This window comes from Escherichia sp. WS1450, from assembly GCF_046487395.1.
Classification (GTDB): Bacteria; Pseudomonadota; Gammaproteobacteria; order Enterobacterales; family Enterobacteriaceae; genus Escherichia; species Escherichia coli.
The window spans coordinates 1-20,567 of the sequence record NZ_JBJQJO010000034.1; the positions used below are offsets into that span (position 1 = coordinate 1).

The window sequence follows — 20,567 nt, forward strand, 5'->3', positions numbered from 1 at the left end:
CGTTAAAATTCTTTGGGCTGATGCTGATGGTCTGTGCCTGTTCACCAAACGCCTGGAGGAAGGCCAGTTTATCTGGCCTGCGGTACGTGACGGCAAGGTATCCATTACCCGTTCGCAACTGGTAATGCTCCTCGATAAGCTGGACTGGCGTCAGCCAAAAACATCCCGCCTTAACTCACTGACAATGTTGTAAAAAACGCCTGACCGCATTATAAAAACGGTCATGAGTCAGAAATACCTCATTCGCATCGCAGAGCTGGAAAGGTTGCTCTCTGAGCAGGCTGAAGCCCTCCGTCAGAAAGACCAACAACTGAGTCTGGTTGAAGAGACGGAGGCCTTCCTGCGTTCTGCGCTGGCACGTGCCGAAGAAAAGATCGAAGAAGATGAACGGGAAATAGAACATCTGCGGGCTCAGATAGAAAAACTGCGCCGGATGCTGTTCGGTACCCGTTCTGAAAAACTGCGTCGTGAAGTTGAACAGGCTGAGGCCCTGCTGAAGCAACGCGAACAGGACAGCGATCGTTACAGTGGGCGAGAGGATGACCGGCAGGTTCCCCGCCAGTTGCGACAGTCACGCCATCGTCGTCCGTTACCGGAGCATCTGCCCCGCGAAATAAACCGCCTGGAGCCTGAAGAAAGCTGTTGCCCGGAGTGTGGCGGTGAGCTGGATTATCTGGGGGAAGTCAGTGCAGAACAACTGGAACTGGTGAGCAGCGCCCTGAAAGTGATCCGCACAGAACGGGTAAAAAAAGCCTGTACAAAATGTGACTGTATCGTTGAAGCACCGGCACCATCCCGTCCGATAGAGCGTGGTATCGCGGGCCCGGGGTTACTTGCCCGCGTGTTAACGGGAAAATACTGCGAACACCTGCCACTGTATCGTCAGAGTGAAATCTTTGCCCGCCAGGGTGTCGAACTGAGCCGGGCCTTACTCTCCAACTGGGTTGACGCGTGCTGCCAGTTAATGACACCGGTGAATGATGCCCTGTACCGTTATGTAATGAACACCCGCAAGGTTCACACTGATGACACACCGGTAAAGGTACTGGCACCGGGTCAGAAAAAGGCGAAAACAGGGCGTATCTGGACGTATGTCCGGGATGATCGCAATGTGGGTTCGTCATCTCCTCCAGCGGTCTGGTTCGCGTACTCGCCGAACCGGCAGGGGAAACACCCGGAGCAACACCTCCGCCCCTTCCGGGGTATCCTGCAGGCGGATGCGTTCACAGGTTACGACAGGTTGTTCAGTGCAGAACGTGAAGGTGGTGCACTGACAGAAGTTGCGTGCTGGGCCCATGCCCGGCGAAAAATCCACGATGTATACATCAGCAGCAAAAGTGCGACGGCAGAAGAAGCCCTGAAGCGAATCAGTGAACTGTACGCCATCGAGGATGAAATACGGGGATTACCGGAGTCAGAGCGTCTTGCCGTCAGGCAGCAGCGAAGCAAAGTGTTACTGACGTCGCTGCATGAATGGATGGTGGAGAAGAATGGTACGCTGTCGAAAAAATCCAGACTGGGCGAAGCGTTCAGCTATGTACTGAATCAGTGGGATGCCCTCTGTTATTACAGTGATGACGGTCTGGCGGAGGCGGATAATAATGCTGCGGAAAGAGCGCTTCGTGCAGTCTGTCTCGGAAAGAAAAACTTTATGTTCTTTGGCAGCGATCACGGCAGCGAGCGTGGAGCACTGTTGTACGGGCTGATCGGCACCTGCCGTCTGAACGGTATCGATCCGGAAGCGTATCTGCGCCATATCCTGAGCGTACTGCCGGAATGGCCTTCCAACCGAGTTGACGAACTCCTGCCATGGAACGTAGTACTCACCAATAAATAAGCGTCAATACGGTGCTCCGTTGACGCTTACAGCCATCAAGACCTCTACTGAGAAGAAAATTCAGCAGTAGAGACTATGCAGAAAAGTTAATTCCAGGAGTGACTGCAGGATGCGAATCAATGATCGGACAATGCGAATCAGCGATCGAGTACGATGCGAATCGGCGATCGAACACGATGCGATTTTGCAACATGCCTGGCTGACGGACGTACTGACGCGCCTGCCGGAGTGGCCTGAGGACCGACTGGCTGAGTTGCTGCCTCTTGAGGGATTTACCTTATCCGGGTGACACAAGGCCTGCCGTCAGGTCTTTGCACACCGGGCCATGGCCTGCTGTCGGGCGTTGAGCGCCTGACAGCGGGTTATTGAGAAAGTCAGTCACCACGCGCCCTGGCTGACAGTCAGGGCATGCACGTCAGCCCCTCCCTTACCCTGGTCAGGACTTCACTGCCTGCCACAAACTCCCGTGTCAGTACTTCGTGGCCTGACGCGCTCACCCTACTCAGTACTTCAGAGCCCGCCTCCGGTACCTGGCAAGGCAGACGCCGGGGCGCAATAAAATAAATCAACCATCGCAGGGCGGCGATCATTCGCAAAAACCGCTGATAACGAGCCCGGAAACGTGTCAGGACGATTTCACCGGAACATGACGGCGGACCACTACCTGGTGATGTCGCGTGGCGCTATCATCCGGCAGGGCAAGGGGGAGGATATGGAGACTGATGGGGGGCGCGGTCTGGTGAGCATCTGACCGGATGGCGACAGGTTAACCTGTCGCCATTTTTAAAAACTGAATGATACCGTTATATAACGGTGAAACATTATTTGTCTTTGTCTGCGTGACAGATAAAAAGACGGGGATCCCTGCAGAACCATATTCCCAGTCCTGATCCCACAAGTGATAACAGCATAACATACCATGCTGGAGCCATCGGGGAGATTTCCGTTAACATCGTGACCACAACAGGAGTCAGTCCCCCCACCACTGCATAAGCGACATTGTAAGAGAATGAAATGCCGGTAAACCTGACCTCTGCGGGGAAAATACGCACGAGAACATAAGGGACGGCCCCGACAATGCCCACACTGAATCCCGCCAGCCCATACAGCCAGAACAACATTTCAGGATACTCACCGACAGTGTGATAGAACAGCCATCCTGAACATCCAAGCAGAATACTGCCTGATATAAAGGTTTTTCCGGCACCAAAAGAATCAATGGCCATACCGGCCAGCAGGCATCCCAGACTCAGCATAATAGTTGCAATGCTGTTAGCCTGTAAGGTGACTGTCGGCGAAAAGTCATACTGTTTCTGTAACCAGACCGGTGCCATCAGTATCACCACAATAATCCCTGCGGATATCAGCCATGTCAACAGCATGGAAATCACAACAGCTTTTTTATGTCTTAAAACGACAGCTTTTACCGGTAATTCCTGAGCCAGTTTTTTTCTGGCTTTCATTTCCAGAAATACCGGAGTTTCCTCCAGCCAGCGGCGCAGGTACATTGCTGCCAGGCCAAAAACACCACCAAGAAGGAAGGGGAATCGCCAGCCGTAATCGTAAACAATATCCTGAGACAATACTGAATTGACAAGTGTGGCAACCACTGAACCAAGCAGGATCCCGGCGGTTAAACCTGCTGTCAGTGTTCCGCATGCAATACCGGTTCGGCGCTCCGGTACATGCTCAGCAACAAAAACCCAGGCACCGGGCACTTCACCGCCAATCGCTGCGCCCTGAAGCAGACGCATCAGAAGAAGCAGCACAGGAGCCAGGGTACCCACAGAGCTGTAGGTTGGCAAAATACCGATAACAAGTGTCGGTACTGCCATAAGCAAAATACTCAGGGTGAACATTTTCTTTCGCCCAAGTATATCGCCAAAATGGGCCAGAATTATTCCGCCGAGAGGTCGTGCCAGGTACCCGGCAGCAAATATACCAAATGCCTGGAGCTGACGGAGCCATTCCGGTATATCCGGCGGGAAAAAGAGCTCAGCAATGACGGCGGCGAAAAAAACAAAAATGATGAAGTCATAGAATTCAAGTGCGCCTCCGAGCGCAGCCAGAGATAAGGTCCTGTGATCCTGTCGTGTCAGGTAGCGGTGTGCCATATAAACATACCTGTCAGTTGAATATTGAATGTGAAACCCTGTCGTCAGTATATCCGTGACTTAAGAAAACCAGAATATCCGGCAGTCACGTCAGCCAGCACTACTGCAGAGTGTTATAAGCCAGAGGCTGTAACACACATCATCATGCCGGAAAAGATCCGGCACAACAAATATTTCATGGGATCATCCAGGTGAATACCCATGCCTGGAGAGAGGTGATGACTCCCACAATACAGGTGAAGATCAGGCTGTGTTTAACAGTAAAACGAAAGAGTTCTGATTCTTTGCCAACAAGTCCGGTTGCTGCGCAGGCGATGGCAATGGACTGTGGAGAAATCATTTTGCCGGTTACTCCCCCTGTGGTGTTGGCGGCAACCATCAGAATATCGGAGACCCCGATCTGATGAGCTGCCGTTGCCTGGAGTGATGCAAATAATGCATTGGATGAGGTATCTGATCCCGTCAGAAATACGCCCAGCCAGCCCAGAAACGGTGAGAAGAACGTAAAGGCGCTGCCTGTCTGTGCCAGAGCCAGGGCAAGTGTGGATGAAAGCCCCGAATAATTAGAGATAAAGGCGAAAGCCAGCACCATGCCGATGGAATAGACGGGCAGGGCAAGTTCTTTCAGTGTACTGCCAAAGGTGCTGACAGCATCTGACGGTTTCATCTTCAGCCAGATCACAGAGAGCAATGCTGCAAACAGGATGGCGGTACCGGTGGCAGAGAACCAGTCAAACTTAAACACCGCGGCATAAGCAGTGGCTTCGCTGACTACCGGAGGCATACGTGCAATGAGTTTATCAAGATACGGCACAGGAACAGTAATCACCAGGTCATGCAGTGTACCGCCCGGTGCGAACAGTGTTTTAAAGGGAGGAAGACTCCAGAGTGTCACCGTGGCAGTCAGAAACAGAAATGGCGACCATGCCCGTATCACCTGTGAACGGCTCAGTGGTGATGAGTCCGTATTCTGGTACGGGGTGTTGTCAAAGCGAAAAATATGTACAGGCTGCCAGCGTTTCAGGAAAAGCGTCAGACAAACCAGCGACACCAGTGATGATATGATGTCCGGGAGCTCCGGGCCCAGAAAGTTGGAACTGAGAAACTGGGCTATGGCGAAGGAACCTCCGGCAACCAGAACGGCGGGCCAGGTTTCCTTAATGCCACGCAGGCCATCCATAATTGCCATGATCCAGAACAACACAATAATGGTCAGGAAGGGTAACTGACGACCAACCATCTGACCGATTTCAAAGCTGTCCAGCCCGGTAACCTGGCCTGCGACGAGAATGGGGATCCCCATCGCACCAAAGGCCACGGGAGCTGTATTGACGATCAGACACAACCCGGCCGCGTAAAGTGGTCTGAACCCAAGCACCACGAGCAGTGCTGCTGTTATGGCCACAGGTGCTCCAAAACCGGCGGCCCCTTCGAGAAAGGCACCAAAGGCAAACCCCACAATCAGCATCTGAATACGCTGATCAGGCGTAACGGACAGCACTGAAGCGCGAATGATATCGAACTGTCCGGTTTTTACAGAAATTTTATAAACAAAAACTGCGGCAATAATTATCCAGGCAATGGGCCACAGGCCATAGAAGAAACCATAGAGCACGGAAGCGAGTGCGGCTGTGAGAGGCATCTTATAAAAAAGAAGGGCCACGATGAGCGCGATAATGACAGTCCATGTGGCAGCAACATGGCCTTTAAGCTTCAGCTTAATCAGGGCAAAGAAAAAAAACAGAATGGGAAGCGATGCTGTCAGGCTGGACAGCCAGATATTTCCGACGGGATCATAGTCCTGTGACCAGATATCCATGAACAGACCTCCTGGTGAAGTATGGTGTAATACCTGTACAGCAGAGAGCGAGTGCATTGCTGACATGTCCGTCAGAGTGTCTGCATATTGTTTCAGTCCGGCAACGGGAGGAAGGTCGTAATTTCAGGATTTGTGAATTATCCGGAGTAAGGGTGTAAATCTGGTAGTACCACAATCTCATCGTCTGTTTTGTTCCGGATCTTTTTAATGAAAGGTGAAGAAGGATCTTATACGACGGTATATACGTATTGATTATATCTTTATTTATAGAAATTATAAAAAAATGAAAAAAAGCCGTACACCACAGACGTACGGCACACAAATACCCAAATTAAGGAAGTTTTCGTTACAAGGGCAGTTGCCCGTGAATGTTGTAGCGTAATAATGCCGGATTGTGAAGTGTTAATTTATCCTGTATCCGGCTGTCTGCGCCTGTTTTTCTTTGTGTGGTCTCTGTCATGTGCGGAATATCGCATTTACGCCTGAATGGGTAAGCCATGAAAATACATTCTGCCTGAACCGGAGTGTTGCAGAACAATATTTATCAGGCTAAGCAATTTACTTTATTTAATTAAATAAATGATTTTCAGGTGGTGTTTTTTGTAAAGATACCAAAATTTAAAAAAGGTGTTAAAAATGCAGTACCTGGTCGTTTTTGACGGTTTTTGTGACTTTATGTTCTGTTTTTGATGGTTGTTCTGGTTTTAAATATCGTTTCTATGCGTTATTACAGGCTCTTTCTGTTTTCCTGCGGTTGACCCGACCGGTTTTTTCAGTATTCTGCGAATAATCCGAAATATAATATTATATAAATATACTTATATCTCAGCCTGTTCTCAGTCTCCCGGGGAATAAGGGCAGGCGGTAATCAGGGGGTATCCGTGGGGATATATCACAGTCGTGTTGCCGGGATATATGACACGCCCGGAAGCATGTCAGATGCACATTTTGAAATACTTGCAGCGCTTTCTCCCGTTAACAGTAAAAAGGTTATCCTGGCGCTGAGGGATTATTTTGTTCTGGGGCTGACGCGCAGGGAAGCCTGTGAAAATCACGATGTGGCACAAGGCTATTTTTCGGTGAGTCTGCGGAAATTACTGGAAACCAACCGCCTTGTGGCGGAGCTGGCTGAGTTGTTGTCGGTCCCTTCTGAATGCAGACCATACTGGTAAACCAGTAAGGCTGTAGTGCCCGAACTGCGCTCTGTTGTCCCGGGAGCATGGAGGATATGTGCCTGGTTTACTTTGGTCAGGATGATGAATGTCGGGAGAATTCTTTTTCCAGATATTCAAGATTTCTGCTGCTGATATCAGCGGGAGAAGAAGCGCCGATCAGCGTCATGGTGACTTTCATATCTTCAGCATAAAGTCTGAGCAGGTGCTCAACGCCTTTTTTTCCCGCAGCGGCAAGTGCGTAAATATACGCTCTTCCCAGCAGCACACCTTTTGCCCCCAGAGCAAGCATCCGGACCACATCCACACCGGAACGAATACCTGAATCCGCCAGTACCGTGATGTCATCACCCACTGCATCTGCTATCGCCGGTAATGCCCTGGCCGTGGGGATGGCACCATCAAGCTGACGTCCGCCATGATTGGAGACAATGATGCCATCCGCGCCAAGCCGTACAGCATTTTTTGCATCTTCCGGAACAAGGATCCCTTTTATTATCAGTTTACCTTTCCAGCCATCACGGATCCATTCGAGATCGTTCCATGCAATAGAGGGATCAAAGTTTTTGCTGATAAAGCCCATATAGTCATCCATCGACATTTTATGCCCGGTGTACGTTTCGATGTTACCAAATGACAGAGGACGACCGGCAATTCCCACATCCAGCGCCCAGCGGGGATGAAGAACGGCCTGAAGATACTGACGCAGTGTGGCGTGGGGACCTGACATCCCTGAATGGTTATCCCTGTACCGGGAGCCCGGCACAGGCATGTCGACGGTAAATACCAGGGTTTTCATACCTGCAGTCCAGGCGCGTTCAAGTGCGTTTTGCATATAACCACGATCCCGAAGGACGTATAACTGGGACCACAGTTGCCCGTCAGCGTGTCCGGCGACCTCTTCGATCGGGCAGACGGAGACGGTTGAGAGAGTATAAGGGATGTTCATTGCTGAGGCCGCTCTGGCTGCCTGCACCTCTCCACGACGGGCGTACATGCCAGTGGCACCGACGGGGCCCAGAGCAACAGGCATGGCCCATTCTGAATCAAGGATGGTGGTGTTCAGTTCGGGGGCTCCGGCGCCACAAAGCACCTGCTGCCGGAGGCTGACCGAAGATAAAGAGGTCATATTTTCATGCATGGTTTTTTCAGTAACAGCCCCGCCGTCTATGTAATCAAAAAGAAAGCGTGGCAGTCTGTGTTTTGCGGCGTCCCTGTAATCTGCAGGTGAGGAAATAATCATTTAAATACTCCTGATATTTCTGGTGATAACAACAGACAGAGTGTGTTCTGTAATGCTGGTGTGAATGTTGTTGTAATTATTATTGTTCTGTTTATGTTATGTAAAATGAAATGCCGGAATGACTTTTATGCGTGCATGGAATGGTGCAGAGATGTTTTAAGTTTGCTTCAGAGTGCGCATTCCGATGTATTCGATCAGTGATTCGCACGAAGCTCGATCATTTATTCGCACTCCATCCCCTTACCCACAAGTTGAAAGTAAGCGTAAACCGACAGCCGTATGTAGCAATTAAGCCAGTACTGGTAACGACAGGTGCCCACCTTTTTAACTGTACTGCGCCCCAAATCTTGGACATCCTATGAAAAATGTTTAAGTCGATATTGAACCGGACTCATACCATCGAGTTTCTCTTTAATGCGATGGTGATTGTAGTATTCAATGTAATCAATTATATCTTGCTTTAGATGATGTAACTTATTGTATTTATTTAGATAGTAACATTCTGATTTTAATGTACTAAAAAAGCTTTCCATTGCTGCATTATCTAAGCAGTTACCACGTCGGGACATGCTTTGTGTTATGCCATTATCACTCAACCAACGTTGCCAACGAGGCATCTGATATTGCCACCCCTGATCACTATGCAACAAGGGCTTATCGTCTTTATTGAGTTGTTCTACCGCATCTAATAGCATGCTCTTTACCATTGATGCTAATGGGCGCTCAGTAAGGTTATATGAGACTATTTCTCCATTATACAGGTCCATGATTGGTGATAAATAGAGCTTCCTGCCATCGACCTTAAACTCAGTGACATCTGTTACCCACTTTTGATTTGGGCGGTCAGCATAAAATTGTCTCTTCAGTAAATTATTACAAGTTCGCCCCTGTTCTCCACGATAGGCACGGTACTTCTTGCGCCTGATAAGTGAGCTGATACCCAGTTCCTTCATTAACTTTCTGATGGTTTTACCATTAAGTAAAATGCCCTCGTTACGGCAGGCAAGTCTGATGCGTCGATAACCATAACGCCCTTTATGCTGATGGTATATTCTCAATATTACTTGTTTAACAAGTTGATATGGATCTGGCGCATTAAGGCGTTTCACGTGATAGTAAAATGTACTACGTGGCAAATCAGCGATAACCAGTAATTGTGATAATGGATGACATTGCCTTAACTCATTAATAATGATTACTTTTTCTTTTGTTCCAATCGTAATTTTTCCTGAGCTAAGGCTTTCAGCTTTTTTAGATAAGCGTTCTCAACTCTCAGAAACTCAAGTTCTTCCCGTTCACTGATTGTCAGTTGTGTCGAACGATTTCGTTGATAAACAGCAGGAGTTTTCGGCCTCAAATCTTCCTTTTGTCCCTTCATCGAAAAATCAACCTCACTGTATTTTTTAATCCATTTGGATATGGTGTTAAAAGCAGGGATCCCATACTTCACTGCAGCTTCCCTTATAGAAAGAGAATTATCAATAACATCTCTGACCACATTCAATCTGAAGTTATCGTCATAACGTCTTTTTTGCCCAGTCAGTGTTTTTAATCCGTGCTTACGGTAAACATAAGCCCATTTCCTTACCGTGCTGGGGTCAATATTGTACATTTTTCCAACAGACTTCAAACTCAGCTCACCTTCCAGGTATTTTTCTGATACTTCCCTTTTGAATTCTAATGAAAATTTGCTCATACGCTCCTCAGTTACAGATCTGGTGTCTAACTATTGGGGCGCACTTCATTAACCAGTGGACACCTGTTATGGGACAAAAAACATTCTTATAAAATGCGTTATGGTGACGTACAGATAAACCGTCATGATGTCAAATGAGTGGGTCAGCACATGCGCCCGTTGCTTACAAAAAGAGCTTTAAACCCCGGAGGGGAGCAGGCTACATATGCCCTGCCAAATCTGTTCGTCACTATGCTAACTCAATTTTAATATACAGGAGGTCGATAATACTTTTCCTTTATGTTTACCAGCCTGCCGGGAGATGGCCCAGCGCAGAAGCAATTGCATACGCAGCGCTACAGAGATATAACAACACAATAAAGCTCTGGAGTAGCGGATGAATAATGAGTGCAGGACACGTCCAGCCAGGTGTCAGGTCACCGTGCTGGCGCGCCCCTTTCAGTATCAGAATGGGCATAACAGACAGGACCACGCCACTGAAGACCCCCGCAAAATAAAGCGCATTTACAAACGATACCATGCCGCTATAAGCAAGAATAAACGGTGGTATGACAACGATCAGCAGTAACAGAAAGCGTCTTAGAGGCTGGCTGTCATCGCCCGGACTGAACTGGTCAACGATATTGGTCAGAAAACTGCCACCAAGTCCCCAGTAAGAAGTCAGCATCGCGCAAAGAGCAAACAGATTCGCAGAGAAAAAGGCCCACTCACCCAGCGCACGTCCCCAGGAAATGGTCGCCACATCAGAAATATTGTCCAGCCCGTTGAGTGCTATGACAGACATAGGCACCAGAGCCAGCAGAATGAAGGTAATTCCCATCCCGACCATAATTGCCTTCGGCAATTTTTCTGGTTTATCAGAAAAACCGCGCGCCATTTCCGGAACAATATATTGTGCCGAGAAACAAAATGCCACAACGTTAAAGACCGGCACCATATACAGCCAGTTGCCATCCAGCAGGTAACGCATTTGTGTTGTGTCTTTCAGCATTGTGGCGACGATAAGGATAGTGAGCATCACCACCATACCGATACTTATAAATTTTTCCCCGCGACCTATCGCTTTCAGGCCGAGATAAAGCACTCCTGCGGCGGGAATGAAAAATAACATGCTACCCAGAGCTGGAGAAATGCCCAGCAGTGAGTGCAGCAGCTTACCGCTTCCGCTCATATATGCAATCAGAGCGCCAACGCTGTTCACACAGACGGAAAGGAACATTATCAGCGCGCCACAGCGTCCGACATAACGATGTGACAATCCGCTTAACTGCAAATGTTTACGGGTACGTAAAGTCGATTCAGCCACATACAGCATGGTTATGGTGGTCAGGCTCCCGACCAGCACGAGCCAGAATAACAGCGGCAGAAAACCGGCTTTACCGGAGGCGTAGGCCACAGACAGTACACCTGCGCCAATGTTCGTGCCGACAATCATCGACACACCTTCAACGAAACTCAGGGATTTCGCCGGCGCAGCGGTATGTTTGCGGCATGACTGTTCAGGGGAAAAGGTGGCATTTTCAGACATAACAGATTCCGTATTACACCGGCGACTATTGCCGCCGGAAAAAGGTGATATCAGGAATAAATCACTCACGCCTGGCACAAACGACACGTGGGAAAGAAAGGCTTCCCTGCCGTTGTGGCAATTTTCCGTGCATATCAGGTACGCAGAATTCGGGTCAGAATATTCAGCGCTTTGCTGAACTGAGCATCCGGGATTGTTAAAGGGTAGAGAAAACGGATAACGTTACCGTAGATACCACAGTTCAACAGCAGCAGGCCGTTTTCCCGGGCTTTGTGCTGTACCTGTCGTGCATATTCCGCCGACGGCTCACCGCTTTGCGGATTGTTAAACTCCACTGCCACCATTGAACCCAGTCCACGCACATCCGCAATTGCCGGACATCCTGCCCGGGCCTGACTGAGCACCTCTTTCAGATGTTCGCCAAGTTGATCGGCACGCTGGCAGAGCTGTTCTTCTTCAATGATATCCAGCACCGCATGCGCAGCAGCTACTGCCAGCGGATTACCGGCATAAGTACCTCCCAGTCCTCCCGGAGCCGGGGCATCCATGACTTCGGCACGCCCCACAACCCCCGATAACGGGAAGCCGCCAGCCAGACTTTTCGCCATTGTTATCAGATCGGCTTTCACAGCGTAGTGCTGCATCGCAAATAGCCTGCCAGTACGGGCAAAACCGGTCTGTACTTCGTCGGCAACCAGCAGGATCCCGTGTGTATCGCACAACTCACGCAATGCCTGCATAAAAGCGGCCGGAGCGACATTGAACCCGCCTTCTCCCTGAACGGGCTCCAGTACAATCGCGGCGACCTGATCAGCAGGAATATCTGCTTTAAAGATACGATCAAGACTCCTGAGAGCATCATCAACGGAAATGCCATGGGCATCATTAGGATAGACGGCGTGGTAAACTGAGCCCGGGAACGGGCCAAACCCTGTTTTGTAGGGAGCGACTTTGCCCGTGAGTGCCATGGTCATGAATGTACGACCATGGAACCCACCGCCAAAAGTAATAATCCCCGGACGACCGGTGTATGCGCGCGCAATTTTCACCGCATTTTCAACTGCTTCGGCACCGGTGGTAAAAAATGCCGTTTTGGCAGGTCCATCGACAGGGGCGACAGCATTAATACGTTCTGCAAGCGAAACGTAACTCTCATAAGGGACAATCTGATAAGCGGTATGGGTAAACGACTGCAACTGCTGCTCTACCGCCGCCACAATTTTTGGATGCCGATGGCCGGTGTTCAGTACGGCAATACCGGCGGCAAAGTCGATAACTTCATTGCCTTCCACATCCCACAGCGTGGCGTTCTCCGCTTTCCCGACAAAGTAGTCACACATTACCCCCACACCACGGGGAGTCGCCTGCTGGCGACGATGATTCAGTTCAGAATTTTTCATTCCCGACTCTCCTGTTAAATATGTCACTTAACTGCAACAAATGAGACGCTGTGTTGTTTATTTAGGCAGGCGATGGCACTATAATCGAGTACCAATTTTGATTATCTGAGGGATCCAGTTGAGGGCATTCATAGGCGATCTGCTGCTGTTCAGAATGGGTCAGGAGCAGGATAAACTTCTGCACAAACGGCTCTATAATGCGCTTCGCTATGCTATTCTCGATGGCTCTTTACCGCCGCACAGCCGTCTCCCTGCCTCCAGGGAACTTGCAGTTGAACTTGGAATCTCAAGAAACACAGTATTAACAACTTATGAACAATTACAGGCGGAAGGATATGTGGTATCACGTCGTGGAAGCGGAACATTCGTCGCACAGACGGCTCCTGATACCTTCTTAATGGCGTTCAGTAACACGGAAAAAAGTGAAGATGCCAGGCTGAGTTCTGCTGTTTCTCACCGCGGGGATTATCTGCTCCGGCATGTCAGCGCCAGTCCGTGCCAGTGGGGGGCATTTATTCCCGGCGTCCCGGATGTCAGTGCCTTTCCCCACCCCCTGTTCAGCAGGATTCAGGCGCGTATCAGTCGCCGTCCTGAGCCGGAGCGGCTGAGCTATAGCTGTACCGGAGGGACACCGGAATTACAGCATGCACTGGTTGATTATTTACGGATTGCGCGTGGCGTACGCTGTCAGGCTGATCAGATACTTATCACCGAAGGTATCCATCAGGCGATCGATCTTGTTGCACGCATGCTGGCAGATGCCGGTGATATGGCATGGGTGGAAGAGCCGTCTTACTGGGGAATACGCCATGTACTGGCAATGAATGCTGTGCAGATCACCCCTGTTGCCGTTGATGCCAGTGGTCTGGTACCTCCCGAACGCCTGATGCCACCTCCCAGGCTGATTTTCGTCACGCCATCCCATCAATACCCTCTGGGCGTGGTGATGAGTCTTGAGCGACGGCAACGCTTGCTGGCCCTTGCCAGACAGCATGGAAGCTGGATTGTGGAAGATGATTATGACAGTGAATTTCGCTTTTCCGGTCAACCAGTTCCGGCACTACAGGGGCTTATTGACGATGCACCAGTGGTGTATATTGGTACTTTCAGCAAGACAGTGTATCCCGGACTGAGGCTGGGTTATCTGGTATTACCGCGCCCGCTGAAAGAGGCTTTAAAACGTGCCCATGCTGAGCTTTATCGTGGCGGGCATACACTGATCCAGATGGCACTGGCTGAGTTTATCAACGGAGGGCATTATTCTGCTCATATTCGCCGTATGCGGTTACTGTACAGTCGCCGTCGCGCCTTTCTTGGTGAACTGATTGAACGTCACTGTGGAACACAGGCACTGTCAGATTTCAGCGATAATGCCGGGCTGCATCTGATATTAAATTTACCGGACGATGTTGATGATGTTGCGGTTGCGGCCAGCGCCAATGCACAAAATATACTGGTGCGTCCGCTGTCGCTTTACTACCTGACAGCACAGCGTAAAAGAGGACTGTTGATGGGATTTGCGAGTCTGCCGGAAGCGCAGATGGAAGAGGCTTTCGCCACACTTCTGACCTGTTTGCGCCATCACTGCCCTCAGGTGCTGGTAAAGGTCTGAGGTGGCTGGTAACAGAGGGAACAACACTCTGGTCAGGAGTATTCACATTTCACTTTACATCGTTTCTCTGAGCAGACAGTAGTTAATCATCTTCAATGAGTTCAGCTATAGTGGTAATAATAAAGTGATGTCTTTAACACATCAGATAAAGTGGTCAACATTCCGGTTTTGATAACCGGGAGAACACATAAAAATCTTTCTGAAATAATTGATGAAAGCCTGCATTGCAGGCGTAAACTCAACATTATTACGCCATGCCAGGCCAATACTCATTGGGAAAACTTCTGATTTAGATAATGCGCGTGTTTCTATACGTTTCCCTTCAAGCGACCATGGGCGATAAACCATGTCAGAAAGAATGGTTATACCCATATCATTCGCAACCATACTTCGTACAGCTTCAATAGAATGCGTATGTAAAATTACATCTGGCATGGTACTGGCCGTATTCCAGTAACGTTTTGCTGTTTCCCATGCTTCATCCACATCAAGGATAATAAAAGGCTCTGAGACAATATCATTCAGGGAGAGAATTTCTTTTTCCAGCAGAGGGTGGCCGGATGGTAACCATATACGGCGCTCCGACCGTAACAGTGTTTCTGATACAATATCGGGACATGTCAGATTATCATTGATTACAATCCCAATATCATATTTTCCGCTGAGAAGTCCGGTTTCAATAATGCTTCTTTGATTTTCAAAAAGCTCCAGCTTTATATGTGGATAAATTCTTGAAAATTGTTTCAGATGAACAGGTAAAAAATATCCCATTATTGTATAAGTCGCCGCAATGGAAACTGTTCCATGCAAAGGCTTCTGAACATGCACTGTATTTATTGCCTCATCATATGTCCGGATAATATTGTAGGCATTGTATAAGAACAGTCTTCCCTCATCTGTTAAATCAACGCCAGATTTTGAGCGAATCAGTAATTTATAACCGATGTCCCTTTCAAGCCCCTGAATTGCTGTTGTTATCGCAGACTGTGAAATATTGAGTGATTTGGCTGCAGTTGATAACGATCCGGACTCCGCTGTTGATACGAAATATTTTATCTGTCTGAGTGTGATGTTCATCAAATTTTCCTGATAAAGATATTTTTGCAACAGTAATTATAAATAAATTTAATATATTACCATAGAAAAATAATAATTTACAATAAAGAAACAAATGTGCTACATGACATACTGTTACCGTATTTGTCAGACGGAGGTTTTAATGCTTCGCAGTATTGATATCAGCTCTGATATGGGGGAAAGCTTTGGAGCATGGACTCTCGGAGATATCCGGGATATTGATATTATGCCATACATCTCCTCAGCGAATATAGCGACAGGTTTTCATGCAGGTGATCCGGGGATTATGCACCGTACAATAATCAGCGCCCGTGACAGTGGTGTGTCTGTCGGTGCTCATCCCGGTTATCGTGATCTGGCTGGTTTTGGCCGGCGTCATATTCACTGCACCGCAGAGGAAATCACCAATGACATGATTTATCAGCTGGGGGCCTTGCGTGAATTTGCCACATTACACAATGTGCCTGTAAACCATGTTAAGCCTCATGGCGCGTTGTATATGCATCTTGCTCATGATCGGGATGCTGCAAAGCATTTTGTCTCAACGCTTCATAGTTATGCGCCTGAATTGAGAATATATTGCATGTATGGTAGTGCCATCTGGAAAGAAGCGACGCAAATCGGACATCCTGTTATTTGTGAGTTTTATGCCGACAGGGATTATGATCAAAGCGGTTCCATTGTATTTATACGGAGAACTGAACCTCTTAATCCTGATGATGTCGCAAAAAAAGTGCTGCGTGCCTGTCTGGAGGGAAAAGTTCGTACTGTAGAAGATCAGGATATTGACATTCATTTCTCTTCTGTCTGTGTCCATAGTGATACGCCCGGTGCCTTATCTCTTCTGATTGCAATAAATAAAGCCTTACGTGAGGCAGACATAAGTGTAAATTCTCAAAACTGATATACATGGAGGATGTTATGGCTGTTACAGAAATTCTTTCACCTTTACCTGGTGTATTTTATCGGAAACCAGCACCTGATAGTGCCCCGTTTCTGGAGAATGGTGACACTGTTCAGGAGAGTACCGTCATTGGGTTGATTGAAATAATGAAGCAGTTTAACGAAATTCATGCTGAAACAACCGGGACTAATATCCAGTTTAAGGTGGAGAATGGGGAGGAAGTGGAACCTGGTCAGGTACTGGCTACCATAGAAATAATATAAGGAACTGAGCATGAGTATTCAAAAACTGCTTATTGCCAACAGAGGTGAGATTGCATTACGAATTATACGAAGTGCAAAGAAGCTGAATATAAAAACGGTGCTGGCATGTAGCGAATCAGACATCAATTCTCTTCCGGCAAAGAGCGCCGATGAAGTTATTGTCATAGGTAAATCCCGTGCCGATGACAGTTATCTGGACGGAAAGAAGATAATTGATGCAGCCCTTCAGTCTGGCGCTCAGGCCATTCATCCCGGATATGGTTTTCTGTCGGAGAATGCGTCTTTTGCCCGTGCGGTGCTCGATGCAGGGCTTATTTTTGTTGGGCCATCTCCTCAGATTATTGAGCAAATGGGGGATAAAGCAATCGCGAGAGATTGCGCGATAAAGGCAGGTGTCCCGGTTGTACCAGGCTCAAATGGCGAGGTTATAAGCCCTGAGGAGGCATTATCAGTAGCATCGGATATTACCGGATATCCTTTATTGATAAAGGCCTCGGCCGGGGGAGGCGGGAAGGGGATACGGATTGTACATTCTCCGGAACAGCTGGTGCATGAATATACAGTAGCGCGTGCTGAAGCAAAAGCAGCTTTCGGGCACGATGGTGTATATCTGGAACGTTATATACCGGAAGCCCGTCATGTTGAAGTTCAGATCCTTGGAGACGGAAAAAACATCGTTCACCTGTTTGAACGAGAGTGTTCTCTGCAGAGAAAAAGACAAAAAGTGACAGAAGAAGCGCCATCGCCTTCTGTTTCAGCGTCACTACGTGAGGCCTTATGTCAGAGTGCACTGAATCTCGCCAGAATGCTGAATTATTCAAGCGCAGGAACTATTGAGTACCTGGTCGATGACCGGAGCGGGGAATTCTTTTTTATTGAAATGAATACGCGGATTCAGGTTGAACATCCGGTTACAGAAATGGTCACAGGCATTGATATTATCGACTGGATGCTGAGAATTGCCGGGGGCGACTCTCTGTCGTTTGGACAGGATGAGATTACGTTACAGGGAGCTGCAATTGAAATGAGGATTAATGCAGAAAATCCTTACAATGGTTTTATGCCCAGTCCCGGAACAATATCGGTATTGCAGATACCTGAAGGGCAGGGAATAAGAGTCGATACTCACATGTTTGAAGGGTATAAGATGCCTCTCTGGTATGATTCTTTACTGGCAAAACTTATTATTCATACTGACAGCAGAGAAAAAACGATAAGTCTTGCCCGGGAGACCCTTGGTAATATGCAAATAGAAGGCGTTCATACAACTATACCTCTTCATGAAGCATTATTATCAGCTGAGTTTTTCAGAAATGCTCAGTTTCATAATAAAACGCTTGAAGACTGGCTGAATACCGGTGCATTTAAATGAGGAACCTGTATGACTGATATAAATTTGCGCTATACATTTGGTGCTGATGAGCATCTTTTCATCGAAGTCAGTGAGGAAATGTCTCTTAAAGCATTTTTTCACAGCTTGTCTCTTACGAGAAAAATAGAATCATTAAATATTAATGGTGTGCTCGATATTTGCCTTGCAAATGCATCATGTCAGATAAGATTTAATCCCGACATTATACACCCTGATGATTTGTTACAACAGATACGAAATGTTAATGTGCTCTCCGGGAATGGAGAAATGACACTACAGACACGTATAATTGAAATTCCTGTATTGTATAATGATCCATGGACTCATGAAACCCTGATGCGGTTCCGGAATAATCATCAAAACCCGGCATTAACCGATCTTGAGTATGCTGCTGAAATAAACGGATATCCGGATGTTCAGACGTTTATTGAGGCCCATCATTCAAGTCCCTGGTTTGTTTCTATGGTTGGCTTCGTTGCCGGGCTGCCTTTTATGTATCAGATGGTTGACCGGAAAAAGCAAATCCAGGTTCCAAAATATCTTGTTCCCAGAACTGATACACCAAAACATTCTGTTGGTCATGGCGGGTGCTTCGGGGCTATATATCCAGTCCGGGGGGCAGGTGGGTATCAATTGTTCGGTATAACACCAGCTCCGATTTATGACACAGAACAGAAATTATCATATTTCAAAGACTCTATGGTGTTTTTCCGGGCAGGGGACATCATTAAGTTCAGGGCGATCAATACTGAACAATATAATCAATGTATAAGTGATGTGGAATCTGGTAATTTTGAATTACTTATCAGGCCTGTAAATTTTGATTTGAACGCATTTGAAGAAAATCCTGAAGATTATACTAAAAATTTACTGGGAGAACTGTATGGGAATTAAAGTATTGACGCCCGGATTATCCACGTCCGTTCAGGACGGAGGACGAGAAGGCTTTTATCATCTCGGGATCCCGCCATCCGGTGCATTAGATCGTACAGGGTTAGTTACCGCCAATTTGCTTGTCGGTAATCACCCGTTTGATGCAGCGCTGGAATGCACATTACTGGGGCCCGAACTCTTGTTTGAGCAGGATACTCTTTTTGCAGTCAGCGGTGCCCCTTTTACGGTGACCCTGGATAATCAGAGTGTTCCGGTGAATACATCCCTGTTAGCCCGGAAAGGACAGATATTAAAAATCGCATACACCACGGTGGGTGTACGCTGTTACCTTGCCATCGCGGGAGGTATTAATGTCCCTGTTATTGCCGGAAGTCGTTCTACTTACCTCCTTGGCAGTCTTGGTGGTTATAAAGGACGTCGGTTACAGGCCGGAGATGAATTACCCGTACAGGAAGCAATATGTAATAAAGGGCGTATAAATTACACTCTGCCAGATGAGTTACGTCCAGTTTTTACTAAAGAAAATGAATTACGTGTTGTACCCGGAATGTATATCCATCGCCTGAAACAGGAATCAGTTGAAAGTTTTTTTGATGATGTATGGAAGATCAGTAAGGATTCAGACAGAACAGGTTTCAGGTTTCAGGGAGGGCGCTCACTTAATTTTGTTGATCGGCACCCGCCATTTGGTGCTGGTTCAGATCCATCAAATATCGTTGATGCCTGTTATCCCGTGGGATCAATTCAGGTTCCCTCTGGAAGCACACCAATAGTTTTGCACAGGGATGCTGTATCAGGAGGGGGATATATGACAGTGGGGACAGTAGTGAGTACTGATCTCGATATTCTGGCTCAACTTGCACCCGGCTCCAGTGTGACATTTTCACAAGTCAGTATGGATAAAGCTCTGGAAATCCGTAAAGAATTTAATGAAAGACTCAACCTTCTCATTAATTCATTATCTTATGGCTCATAACAGGTGCGTCTGAAATGAAATTACCGATGAATCTTACCATAGCCCTGTTAGCAGGGCTGTCATGCCTGGCTTCATGGCCGGGGATTAATATTCCTGTGTGGGCTATATTTATTGGCTGGGCATGGTACTATGCTCTGGGAGCGACGCCTGACATATTAAAGAAAATTTATGCTTCATTACTTCCCGGTATAGCAACGTCTGTGTTATGTATTGCTGCTATAAATTACATGATATCCCTGCACATTTCTGCCATGTTGGCAATCATTATATCAGTAATAATAACAGTGTATGTTCTTCTTTTACTCCTTCAGATACCGTGCATGAACAGTAGTTTACCTGCATTCAATGCATACTCTACTGTATTTGCTGTTTATTATGGAGGATTTTATCCGGATACAGATGGTCCTGATATTTCACTTGCTGTATTATGGGCAGCAACAGGATTATGCACAGGACCTCTTCTGGGATACATTAGTATAGTGTGCTCAAGAAAATAATGGTTTTGTATGCAAATTAATATCTGCATAGCTTATGTATAATTCTGGTTAGCCCAAAGAGACTGGGCTGATATCAGGAGATGCTTTTTATTTTTTTATGTAAAACCTGTATTGATAATAGTATTCATAATAAGTTAACTGTTGAGAGCACATAGCCGACGCC

Annotated in this window: 17 protein-coding genes and 2 pseudogenes; 12 read left to right on the forward strand and 7 right to left on the reverse strand. The window is 47.5% G+C overall.

Annotated features, from left to right (window positions below; genetic code table 11):
• The 4 genes and pseudogenes from tnpB to ACJHYR_RS24590 form a co-directional block, all read left to right on the forward strand.
• On the forward strand, positions 1-193 hold a 193-nt coding region (tnpB, locus tag ACJHYR_RS24575), incomplete at its 5' end, for an IS66 family insertion sequence element accessory protein TnpB (RefSeq protein ID WP_187183729.1).
• Positions 194-223: 30 nt separating this feature from the next.
• Entirely contained in the window at positions 224-1,837 is a 1,614-nt protein-coding gene (locus ACJHYR_RS24580) for an IS66-like element ISEc23 family transposase (protein ID WP_029490233.1), read from the forward strand.
• Positions 1,838-2,027: 190 nt separating this feature from the next.
• Positions 2,028-2,126, forward strand: a pseudogene (locus ACJHYR_RS24585) (transposase domain-containing protein); the annotation flags it as partial.
• A gap of 363 nt (positions 2,127-2,489) precedes the next feature.
• Positions 2,490-2,588 (forward strand): annotated as a pseudogene (locus tag ACJHYR_RS24590) (ABC transporter ATP-binding protein); the annotation flags it as partial.
• Positions 2,589-2,658: 70 nt separating this feature from the next.
• Here ACJHYR_RS24590 and ACJHYR_RS24595 read toward each other — a convergent pair.
• Together ACJHYR_RS24595 and lldP are read right to left on the reverse strand one after the other, a co-directional pair.
• Positions 2,659-3,951, reverse strand: coding sequence for an MFS transporter (locus ACJHYR_RS24595; RefSeq protein WP_029490234.1), 1,293 nt, complete (start codon positions 3,949-3,951; stop codon positions 2,659-2,661).
• 175 nt (positions 3,952-4,126) lie between these two features.
• Positions 4,127-5,770, reverse strand: a complete 1,644-nt coding sequence (gene lldP / locus ACJHYR_RS24600) for an L-lactate permease (RefSeq protein WP_000355948.1) — start codon at positions 5,768-5,770, stop codon at positions 4,127-4,129.
• Positions 5,771-6,651: 881 nt separating this feature from the next.
• On the opposite strand from lldP, the gene ACJHYR_RS24605 reads away from it, so the two are divergent.
• Complete coding sequence (locus ACJHYR_RS24605) at positions 6,652-6,942, forward strand: PapB/FocB family fimbrial expression transcriptional regulator (RefSeq protein WP_000513495.1); 291 nt, start codon at positions 6,652-6,654, stop codon at positions 6,940-6,942.
• A gap of 76 nt (positions 6,943-7,018) precedes the next feature.
• Here ACJHYR_RS24605 and lldD read toward each other — a convergent pair whose 3' ends face one another.
• The 4 genes from lldD to ACJHYR_RS24625 all read right to left on the reverse strand — a co-directional run bounded on the left by lldD (position 7,019) and on the right by ACJHYR_RS24625 (position 12,809).
• Complete coding sequence (gene lldD / locus ACJHYR_RS24610; RefSeq protein ID WP_000587292.1) at positions 7,019-8,185, reverse strand: FMN-dependent L-lactate dehydrogenase LldD; 1,167 nt, start codon at positions 8,183-8,185, stop codon at positions 7,019-7,021.
• Between the two features lie 356 nt (positions 8,186-8,541).
• A protein-coding gene (locus tag ACJHYR_RS24615; protein ID WP_096952743.1) for an IS3 family transposase occupies positions 8,542-9,881 on the reverse strand; the annotation gives its coding sequence in 2 pieces (ribosomal slippage) (positions 8,542-9,416 and positions 9,416-9,881; 1,341 coding nt in all).
• Between the two features lie 283 nt (positions 9,882-10,164).
• Complete coding sequence (locus ACJHYR_RS24620) at positions 10,165-11,409, reverse strand: aromatic amino acid transport family protein (RefSeq protein ID WP_001293427.1); 1,245 nt, start codon at positions 11,407-11,409, stop codon at positions 10,165-10,167.
• A 134-nt stretch (positions 11,410-11,543) separates the two neighbouring features.
• Positions 11,544-12,809, reverse strand: coding sequence for a 4-aminobutyrate--2-oxoglutarate transaminase (locus ACJHYR_RS24625; RefSeq protein ID WP_000797834.1), 1,266 nt, complete (start codon positions 12,807-12,809; stop codon positions 11,544-11,546).
• Between the two features lie 118 nt (positions 12,810-12,927).
• Here ACJHYR_RS24625 and ACJHYR_RS24630 point away from each other — a divergent pair, with 118 nt between their 5' ends.
• Positions 12,928-14,421 carry a PLP-dependent aminotransferase family protein gene (locus ACJHYR_RS24630; protein ID WP_001201060.1) on the forward strand — a complete coding sequence of 498 codons (1,494 nt, stop codon included), beginning with the start codon at positions 12,928-12,930 and terminating at the stop codon, positions 14,419-14,421.
• Between the two features lie 141 nt (positions 14,422-14,562).
• Here the strand turns inward: ACJHYR_RS24630 and ACJHYR_RS24635 are convergent, their stop codons facing one another.
• Positions 14,563-15,498 carry a LysR family transcriptional regulator gene (locus ACJHYR_RS24635; protein WP_001349471.1) on the reverse strand — a complete coding sequence of 312 codons (936 nt, stop codon included), beginning with the start codon at positions 15,496-15,498 and terminating at the stop codon, positions 14,563-14,565.
• A 142-nt stretch (positions 15,499-15,640) separates the two neighbouring features.
• Between ACJHYR_RS24635 and pxpA the strand changes: the two genes are divergently transcribed.
• Genes pxpA through ACJHYR_RS24665 form a run of 6 tightly spaced genes read left to right on the forward strand, consistent with a single transcriptional unit; the run spans position 15,641 to position 20,404 of the window.
• Positions 15,641-16,402 (forward strand): 5-oxoprolinase subunit PxpA, encoded by a 762-nt coding sequence (gene pxpA / locus ACJHYR_RS24640; protein WP_000946308.1) that lies wholly within the window; start codon positions 15,641-15,643, stop codon positions 16,400-16,402.
• Between the two features lie 17 nt (positions 16,403-16,419).
• On the forward strand, positions 16,420-16,665 hold the full coding sequence (locus ACJHYR_RS24645) for an acetyl-CoA carboxylase (RefSeq protein ID WP_000301513.1): 246 nt from the start codon (positions 16,420-16,422) through the stop codon (positions 16,663-16,665).
• 10 nt (positions 16,666-16,675) lie between these two features.
• Positions 16,676-18,037 carry an acetyl-CoA carboxylase biotin carboxylase subunit gene (locus tag ACJHYR_RS24650; RefSeq protein ID WP_072674563.1) on the forward strand — a complete coding sequence of 454 codons (1,362 nt, stop codon included), beginning with the start codon at positions 16,676-16,678 and terminating at the stop codon, positions 18,035-18,037.
• A gap of 9 nt (positions 18,038-18,046) precedes the next feature.
• A complete protein-coding gene (locus ACJHYR_RS24655) occupies positions 18,047-18,931 on the forward strand; it encodes a 5-oxoprolinase subunit B family protein (RefSeq protein ID WP_000129813.1) in 885 nt (294 codons plus the stop codon).
• Positions 18,921-19,907 (forward strand): biotin-dependent carboxyltransferase family protein, encoded by a 987-nt coding sequence (locus tag ACJHYR_RS24660; RefSeq protein WP_000511730.1) that lies wholly within the window; start codon positions 18,921-18,923, stop codon positions 19,905-19,907. The genes ACJHYR_RS24655 and ACJHYR_RS24660 overlap by 11 nt, the downstream gene beginning before the upstream one ends.
• A 14-nt stretch (positions 19,908-19,921) precedes the next feature.
• Positions 19,922-20,404, forward strand: a complete 483-nt coding sequence (locus tag ACJHYR_RS24665) for a DUF1097 domain-containing protein (RefSeq protein WP_000775392.1) — start codon at positions 19,922-19,924, stop codon at positions 20,402-20,404.
• The last annotated feature ends 163 nt before the right edge of the window (positions 20,405-20,567 follow it).